We start from the raw sequence: 2,139 nt of genomic DNA on the forward strand, positions 1-2,139 counted from the left end.
GAGCAGCTGCTTGCAGTAATTTTTTGCGCTTAAAATCAATATAAGCTTTTACTAAAATATTATTTTTGTAATCTTCATGTGAAATTTGAGGTAATAGGCCTATGGCTGACTCAAAAGATTCAAGCACACGTTGCTCGTCTTGGCTTTCTAAATTAACAGCGGACTTACTAAGCTGCATCATGAAAAATAGTTGTTCTAATGTTAATTCTTCTAGATAAGATATATGCCATAAGCGTGCAGTATAATCCCCTGATCCAGTAAGAGCATACTTGCCATTAGGGCTAAATGCTACTGAAGGTACTCTGTTTGTATGGCCTTTAAGCTCTTGAGACTCGAGTGTATTTACATTCCATAAGCGTGCAGTATAATCATCTGATCCAGTAAGAGCATATTTGCCATCAGGGCTAAATGCTACTGAAGTTACTCTGTTCGTATGGCCTCTAAGCTCTTGAGAATGGAGTGTATTTAGATTCCATAAGCGTGCAGTCCCATCCTCTGCTCCAGCAAGAGCATGCTTGCCATCAGGGCTAAATGCTACTGAAGTCACCCAGTCTGTATGGCCTCTAAGCTCTTGAGACTCGAGTGTATTTACATTCCATAAGCGTGCAGTATTATCCCATGATCCAGTAAGAGCATATTGGCCATCAGAGCTAAATGTTACTGAACTCACGATGCCTGTATGGCCTCTAAGCTCTTGAGATTCGAGTGTATTTACATTCCATAAGCGTGCAGTATTATCATCTGATCCAGTAAGAGCACATTTGCCATCAGGGCTAAATGCTACTGAAGTCACCCAGTCTGTATGGCCTCTAAGCTCTTGAGCCTCCAGTGTACTTACACTCCATAAGCGTGCAGTATCATCCCATGATCCAGTAAGAGCATACTTGCCATCAGGGCTAAATGCTACTGAGCTTACATCGCTTGTATGGCCTATAAGCTCTTGAGACTCGAGTGTATTTACATTCCATAAGCGTACAGTATGATCTCTTGATCCAGTAAGAGCATATTTGCCATCAGGGCTAAATGCTATTGAGGTTACAGTGCCTGTATGGCCTATAAGCTCTTGAGACTCGAGTGTATTTACATTCCATAAGCGTGCGGTGTTATCGTATGATCCAGTAAGAGCATAGTTGTCATCAGGGCTAAATGCTACTGAAGTCACCCAGGATGTATGACCTTTAAGCTGTTTAGGTGTTAAAGTGAGCATTTGTGTAAGTAATGCTTTATTTTTAGTAATGAGAGCATTTTTAAGAATATCTCTCAGACCTACAGGTAAAGTGTTTAAAGTAGCAGCTTGTTGCTGAAGTGTTTGTGATAAAAGTGCTTCAATTGATTTATCAGTTGCCAGATCTTTTAGACAAGCAGATAAAAGAGAGTTAGCGCAGATATACACTGCAAAAAAAAGAGGTCTTATGCGATTGGTAAACATAATAAATCCTTATGGTTTTTAAATTAATTATTGAATAGAGCAATAAGAAGGTTTTGAAGCTGCTTTGCAATAGTCAGCTATAAAATTTTGTGTGAATTCTTTATCGCAAATAAGACCTTGCACGTAGGGTGTTTGGCCGTGTTTATTTGTTTTGTTAAAACCTTTTTGAGTTCCCTCTAGGCTTAGTAGGAGATTAAGAACTTGTTCGCTTGGTTTAAAGTTATGTCCTCTAAAAGCGTAATGCCATAAATTATTGCCCAGCTTGTCACAAGTATTTAACGTAAAGCCTCTTTTAAGCAGCTTGGAAACTGTAGCAACATCATCATGAGCAGCTGCTTGCAGTAATTGTTTGCGCTTAAAATCAATATAAGCTTTTACTAAAATGTTATTTTTGTAATCTTCATGTGAAATTTGAGGTAATAGGCCTATTGCTGACTTAAAAGATTCAAGCATGCACTGCTCATCTTGACCGTCTAAATTAACAGCGGACTTATTAAGCTGGATCATAAAAAATAATTGTTCCAATGTTAATTTTTCTAGATAAGGTATATGCCATAAGCGTGCAGTATTATCCAATGATCCAGTAAGAGCATACTTACCATCAGGACTAAATGCTACTGAATTTACATGGCTTGTATGGCCTCTAAGCTCTTGAGATTCGAGTGTATTTAGATTCCATAAGCGTGCAGTTTTATCATTTGATCCAGTAA

At 38.4% G+C, this 2,139-nt stretch carries 2 protein-coding genes; both read right to left on the reverse strand.

Going from position 1 to position 2,139, the window contains the following annotated elements:
• The coding region (locus H0X48_06980; protein ID MBA3955033.1) for a WD40 repeat domain-containing protein at window positions 1-1,429 on the reverse strand (1,429 nt) is incomplete at its 3' end.
• A 27-nt stretch (window positions 1,430-1,456) separates the two neighbouring features.
• The coding region (locus H0X48_06985; protein ID MBA3955034.1) for a hypothetical protein at window positions 1,457-2,139 on the reverse strand (683 nt) is incomplete at its 5' end.

This window comes from Candidatus Dependentiae bacterium, from assembly GCA_013821315.1.
Lineage (GTDB): Bacteria > Babelota > Babeliae > Babelales > Babelaceae > JACDHA01.